The organism is Xanthobacter sp. BG11Y11_SDJG, from assembly GCF_057364445.1.
In genome coordinates this window covers 1-6,024 of sequence record NZ_JBNFNU010000270.1, presented here as the reverse complement: position 1 = coordinate 6,024, position 6,024 = coordinate 1, and the positions used below count along the sequence as shown (strand labels likewise).

At 68.5% G+C, this 6,024-nt stretch carries 7 protein-coding genes and 1 pseudogene; 1 reads left to right on the top strand and 7 read right to left on the bottom strand.

The window, feature by feature from the left end; genetic code table 11:
* The 7 genes and pseudogenes from AC2W7M_RS18265 to AC2W7M_RS18235 all read right to left on the bottom strand — a co-directional run.
* On the bottom strand, positions 1-1,110 hold a 1,110-nt coding region (locus AC2W7M_RS18265; RefSeq protein WP_486133849.1), incomplete at its 3' end, for an ABC transporter ATP-binding protein.
* Positions 1,111-1,218: 108 nt separating this feature from the next.
* On the bottom strand, positions 1,219-1,845 hold the full coding sequence (locus AC2W7M_RS18260) for an ABC transporter ATP-binding protein (protein WP_486133848.1): 627 nt from the start codon (positions 1,843-1,845) through the stop codon (positions 1,219-1,221).
* Positions 1,842-2,828 carry a branched-chain amino acid ABC transporter permease gene (locus tag AC2W7M_RS18255; RefSeq protein ID WP_486133846.1) on the bottom strand — a complete coding sequence of 329 codons (987 nt, stop codon included), beginning with the start codon at positions 2,826-2,828 and terminating at the stop codon, positions 1,842-1,844. The genes AC2W7M_RS18260 and AC2W7M_RS18255 overlap by 4 nt, the downstream gene beginning before the upstream one ends.
* A 3-nt stretch (positions 2,829-2,831) precedes the next feature.
* Positions 2,832-3,344, bottom strand: coding sequence for a branched-chain amino acid ABC transporter permease (locus AC2W7M_RS18250; RefSeq protein WP_486133844.1), 513 nt, complete (start codon positions 3,342-3,344; stop codon positions 2,832-2,834).
* Positions 3,281-3,706: a branched-chain amino acid ABC transporter permease gene (locus tag AC2W7M_RS18245; protein WP_486133842.1), complete on the bottom strand. Its 426-nt coding sequence runs from the start codon at positions 3,704-3,706 to the stop codon at positions 3,281-3,283. Before AC2W7M_RS18245 ends, AC2W7M_RS18250 begins: the two co-directional genes overlap by 64 nt.
* Positions 3,707-3,764: 58 nt before the next feature.
* Entirely contained in the window at positions 3,765-4,661 is an 897-nt protein-coding gene (locus tag AC2W7M_RS18240) for an ABC transporter substrate-binding protein (RefSeq protein WP_486133840.1), read from the bottom strand.
* 82 nt (positions 4,662-4,743) lie between these two features.
* Positions 4,744-4,878, bottom strand: a pseudogene (locus AC2W7M_RS18235) (hypothetical protein); the annotation flags it as partial.
* Between the two features lie 220 nt (positions 4,879-5,098).
* On the opposite strand from AC2W7M_RS18235, the gene AC2W7M_RS18230 reads away from it, so the two are divergent.
* Positions 5,099-6,024, top strand: a 926-nt coding sequence (locus tag AC2W7M_RS18230; RefSeq protein WP_486133838.1) for an enoyl-CoA hydratase-related protein, incomplete at its 3' end; no start/stop codon positions are given.

Sequence of the window (6,024 nt, the reverse complement as noted above, 5' to 3'; positions counted from 1 at the left end):
GCCGAGCAGGGTCAGCGCGCTCACCCGGCCGGCAGGCAGGCGGGCGGCGAGCGCCGCCGCAAGCGTGCCACCGAAGCTGAAGCCGACGAGGCCGTAAGGCCCCGCATCCGCCATGGCGGCGGAAAGGTCCTCGGCGAGGGCGCCGATATAGGCCTCCGGATCGCGCGCGCCGGGCGCGGGGCGTCGCCATAGCCCGGCAGATCGAGCGCGACCACCTCGAAGCTTCGCGCGAGGCGGTCGATATTGGCGATCCAGTGGGTGTGCGAGCCCGAGCCGCCATGCAGCAGCACCAGCGGCCGCCCGGCGCCGAAGCGGCGCACGGCGAGCGCGCCGACGATGGTCGGCGCCGGCGATGCGGCAAGGCGCAGCGGCGCGTTCATGCGGCGTCCGCCTCCAGCGGCTTGCGAGATAGGATTCGATCACCGCCGGGTGCTCGACCACCGCGTCGGGCGCGCCCTCGAACAGCTTCTGGCCGAAATTGAGCACCATCACGCGCTGGCTCAGCTCCATGATGACCTCCACCAGGTGCTCGATCATGATGATCGTCACCCCGGCGCCATGGATGCGGCGCAGCACCTCCATGAGGTCGCCGACTTCGCCGCGCGTGACCCCGCCCATCACCTCGTCCAGCAGCAGCAGGCGCGGGCTGGTGGCGAGCGCGCGGGCGAGCTCCAGCTTCTTCTTCTCGCCCAGTGTGAGCGCACCGGCCGCCACGTGGCGCTTGGCGGTGAGGCCTGTCAGCTCCATGGGCAGCTCCGCCGCCTTGCGGGCGACCTTGAGGCTGTTGGTGCGCGCGCCGGAGAACAGCGCGCCGGTCATCACATTGTCCTCCACCGACATCTCGGCGAACGGGCGCACCACCTGGAAGGTGCGGCCGACGCCGCGGTGGGAGATGCGGTAGGGCGGCAGGCCGACGATCGAACGGCCCTCGAACTGCACGTCGCCGGAGGTGGGGCGCATATAGCCGGTGATGAGGTTCATCAGCGTCGTCTTGCCGGCGCCGTTGGGGCCGATGACGCCCACGAATTCGCCCTGGCCGACGCTGAGATCGACCTCGCTGACCGCCTTCAGGCCGCCGAACGATTTCGAGAGATTGCGCACCTCAAGCATGGAGTGTCCGCCCGCTGTTTTGAGCCTTGCCGATGAAGGCGTCGCGCAGTTCCGGCGCCTCGCGCAGGGTGGCGGCGTCGCCGGCCAGCACGATGCGCCCGGCGGACATCACGTAGCCGCGCGCGCGACCGACAGCGCAGCGTGGGTGTTCTGCTCCACCAGCAGGATGGAGATGTTGGTGGCGGCGATGGCGCGGATCGCCGCGAACACCGCCTGCACCACCAGCGGCGCGAGGCCGAGGGACGGCTCGTCCAGGAGCAGCACCCGCGGGTTCGACATCAGCGCCCGGCCGAGCGCCAGCATCTGCTGCTCGCCGCCGGACATGAGGCCCGAACTCTGGGTCCGGCGCTCGGCGAGGCGCGGGAACAGCGCATAGACCTCGTCCAGCTTGCGCATGCGGTGGGCGCGGGCGTTGCGGTTGAACGAGCCGAGATAGAGGTTCTCCTCCACGGTCAGGTTCGGGAACACCTTGCGGCCCTCCGGCGACAGCGCGAGGCCCGATTCCACGCGCGCATGGGTGGGCAGCGCCAGCAGGTCGACGCCGTCGTAGCGCACCCGCCCCTCGCTCGCCGGCACAAGGCCCGAGAGCACGCCCATGGTGGTGGTCTTGCCGACGCCGTTGGCGCCCAGCAGGCACACCACCTCGCCCTGCCCCAACTCGAAATCGAGCCCCTGGAGCACCGCGGACTCGCCGTAGCCGGCGTGCAGGTTGCTGACCTGAAGCAGCGCGCTCATGGCTTAGCTCCCTGGGTCGAGGCGAGCGGCAGGCGCGCCGCGGGGGTCGGCTTGCGCCGGCCCGGGCCGCCTTGGACCAGCCCGACGAGGCCCTTCGGCAGGAACAGGATGCACACCACCAGGATCAGGCCGAAGGTCAGCTGGCTGACGCCCTCCATGGTGCCGAGCCAGATGCGCGTGCCTTCCGACAGGGCGATGATCGCCACCGCGCCGACCACCGGCCCGGCGATGGTGTGGATGCCGCCGAGGATGGGGGCGATCTGCGACAGGATGGTGGTGTGCAGGGTGAAGGCGACCTCGGGGTCGAGATAGCCGCCGTACCACGCATTGATCGCCCCCGCCGCCGAGGCCATGGCGCCGGAGATCGCCACGACGATCAGCCGCTGCCGGCGCGGGGCGATGCCCAGCATCTGCGCCGCCGCCTCGTTGTCGCGCATGGCGCGGGAGGCGAACTGGAGCTTCGAGCCGGCGATCACCGCCGCCACCACCACGCTTCCCACCGCCGCCAGCGCGCCGAACAGATAGAGCGTGTGCTGGGACGGGCGCAGCTCCTGCTTCAGGAACAGGCCCACCGCCCCGCCCGTCACCTCCGGCACCATGAGCGCGCAGATGCGCAGCCCCTCCGACAGCGCCAGCGTGACGATGGCGAAGAAGATGCCTTTCAGCGAGCCCGTCACCAGCGCCAGCAGCGCCCCCATGACGCCGCCCATGACGAGCGCCAGCGTGACGGTGAGCAGCACCGAGCCGCCGAAGGCGTTGGCCGCCAGCACCGCGGTGTAGCTGCCCACGCCCCAGAAGGCGGAGTGGCCGAGCGAGACCAGGCCGGCATTGGCCATCAGGTTCCAGCTGGTCGCGAGGATGATGAGGGTCGAGATGCGGAACAGCCAGTCGTTGAGCTGCGGCGCGTTCCAGAAGGTGGAGGCGACGAGCGCGAGGGCCGACAGCACGCCGAGGCCGACCATCACGTAGGGGGATCGGATCATGCTTCAGTCCGCCACGGCTTGGCCGATGATGCCGCGCGGGCGCAGCACCAGGACGAGGAACAGGGTGAGGAAGGCCACCGCCTCCGCCCAGCCGGTGCCGTTCGGCACGTAGTAGCTGACCGCGGTTTCGGCGAAGGCGAGCAGGAACGCGCCCAGCACCGCGCCGACGATGCTGCCGAGCCCGCCCAGAACGATGATGGCGAAGCCCTTCACCAGGATGTGGAAGCCCATGAACGGCGTGATGGCGCCGAGGAAGCTCAGGATCACGCCCGTGGCAACGCCGAGCGCCACCGACAGGCCGAAGGCGAGCGCGTACATCTGGTTGACGTTGATGCCCATGAGCACGGCGGCGTCGTGCTGCTCGGCGAGCGCGCGGGTGGCGCGGCCGAACTCGGTGCGCTTCAGCCAGAAGAACAGCGCCAGCACGAGCACCGAGGCGATGCCGAAGCCGATCAGCCGGCCGCCGGAGACGACCACGTCGCCGAACTCGAACGAGGAATAGGCATAAGACGGCACCACCGAGCGCCGTCCGGGCTCCAGATCACCAGCGCGAGGTTCTGCAGCACCAGGCCGATGCCGAAGGTGAGCAGGATCTGGTTGACGTGCGGCGCCTTGAGCACCGGGGCGATGGCGACCTTGAACAGCACCATGCCGAGCACGCAGCCCGCCACCATCAGCACCGGCATGGCGATCAGCGGATCGACGCCGAACGCGACGAACACCGTGAAGGCGCCGTAGGCGCCAAGCATCACCGCCTCGCCGTGCGCGAAGTTGATGACGCGCGTGACCCCGAAGCTCAAAGCGAGCCCGATCACCATCAAGGTGTAGATGCCGCCGAGCAGCAGCGCATCGACGATGAGTTGGGGAAGAAAATCCATCAGCCGGCCTCCGCTTGCGGCGGCCGGGGCGCGATGACCCCGGCCGCCGGGCCTGCACTCAGTAGCTCACGGCCTTGATCTTCTTGGTCTCGGGACCGGGCGGGAACAGCATCACGTTCTTGCCGTTCTCACGCTGGAACACGACCATGTCGGTGAAGGCCTGCTGATTGGTGCCGGACGGCGTCGTGACGAACTTGGCGCGCCCGAGCAGGGTGTTCGGGATGTCCATCTTGCGCAGTTCCGCCGCCACCTCCTCCTTGTCGTCGCCGCCGGCGCGTTCAATGGCGAGGAACAGCAGCATGGCGGTGACGTAGCAGCCGGCGTCCTCGAAGTCGGGCTCCTGGCCGTACTTCTTCACGAACATGGCCTCCCACTCGCTGCTCGGCGGGAACAGCTTGGGGAATTCCGTGTTGCCCGGCCGGTTGAGCCCCGGCAGATAGGTGGTGACGCCCACCCATCCCTCCTGGGCCGGCCCGACCGCCTTCTGCCACTCGTCGAGCTGCGTCGCCGCGGTGCCGATGAGGTAGGGAACCGGCAGCTTGCGGGTGTAGATCTGCTTCGCGAGCGTGACCGCGTCGGTGGTCTGCACCAGGCCGAGCAGGACGTCCGGCTTCACCCGCGAAATCTTGGTGAGCAGCGGGTTCATGTCGGCCGCATTGGTGCGCACGATCTCTTCAAGAACCACCTCGAAACCGGCGTCGGTCAGATACTTCTTGGCGTAGGGCTGGTGCGTGCGGCCGTAATTGTCGTCGGTATAGATCATCGCCACCTTCTGGCCCGCGGGCAGCTGGTTCTTCAGCGCGGCGGCGATGCTCTCGTGATAATTGTAGGCGTAGGGGAAGGTATGGAAGAATTCCGGCTCCTTGCCCACCTCTTCTTCCAGCTTGGTGCTGGAGGAGCCCGGCACGAGCCAGATCGGCTTGCCCTGGCGCCAGGCGGGAATGGCCGCGGCCACGGTGGGCGAGCCGATCGGGCCGGATGATGTAGTTCACCTTCTCCTTGCTCACGAGTTCATTGAACACCGAGATGGTGGCCTGCGATTCCGACTGGATGTCGCGCACCAGAAGCTCGATCTTCTTGCCGGCAACCTTGCCGCCATAGACCTCGGTGGCGAACTCGACGCCGCGCTTGCCGGACGCGCCATAGGCGACGAAGCGCCCGCTCAACTCCATCGGCACGCCGATCTTGATGCTTTCCTGCGCGAGAGAAGGGGTGGCGGCGAGCGCGGTCGCCAGTGCCAGAATGGGCAGGATTCCGCCCGAGGACAGACGATGCATGCGGGGTCTCCCTAAGCGCCGATCTTTGGTTGCTCGTCGGCATGCCCGGGAGTATAGATTTTTGAAACTCGATCCGTCTAGCGGAATCTCAAGAGCAAAAAACAGGGAGACGCAGGTGCCCTACGAGGACGTCCTTTATGAGCAGGAAGGCGGGATCGCCCGCATCACCATCAACCGCGCCGAGGTCCGCAACGCGGTGCGCCCGCGCACCTACGAGGAACTGACCGACGCCATGGCGCGGGCCGCGGACGACCCGGAAGTGGGCGTGGTGGTGCTCGCGGGCGCGGGCGAAAAGGCGTTCTGCTCGGGGGGCGACATCCGCGACCAGTCGAAGCGCGTGCCGCCGGTGGGGCGCAAGCACATGCGCCGCCTGTTCAGCCTCTCCACCGTGATGCGCATGATGGACAAGCCCATCATCGCCAAGGTGCGCGGCTTCTGCGTCGGCGGCGGCAACGAGATCAACCTGTTCTGCGACATGACGGTGGCGAGCGAGGACGCCAAGTTCGGCCAGACCGGCCCGCGCGTCGGCTCGATCCCGATCTGGGGCGCCTGCCAGCTGCTCGCGCGCTACGTGGGCGAGCGCAAGGCGCGCGAGATGGTGTTCACCTGCCGGCTCTATTCGGCGCAGGAGGCGCTCGCCATGGGCCTCATCAACCAGGTGGTGGCGGCCGACGCCCTCGACGCCACGGTCGACGCCCTGTGCTCGGACATCCTCGACAAGAGCCCGCAGAGCATCCGCATCGCCAAGCTGGCGCTCAATGCCGGCTCGGACCGCGACTTCTATTCCGCCTTCTTCCCCAGCGCGGAGCTGCTGGCCTCGATCTACGGCAACGAGGAGAATCTGGAAGGCATCACCGCCTTCCTGGAAAAAGCGCCCCGGCGAACTTCCGCCGCTTCCGGAAGGCGATCTGATGACCCCGCAGCGCTTCACGGATCGCGTCGCGCTCATCACCCGGCGGCGCGCGCGGCATCGGCTTCGCCGCCGCCGAACGCATCGCCGCCGAAGGGGCCGGCTCGCCCTCGCCGACATCGACGCCGCGG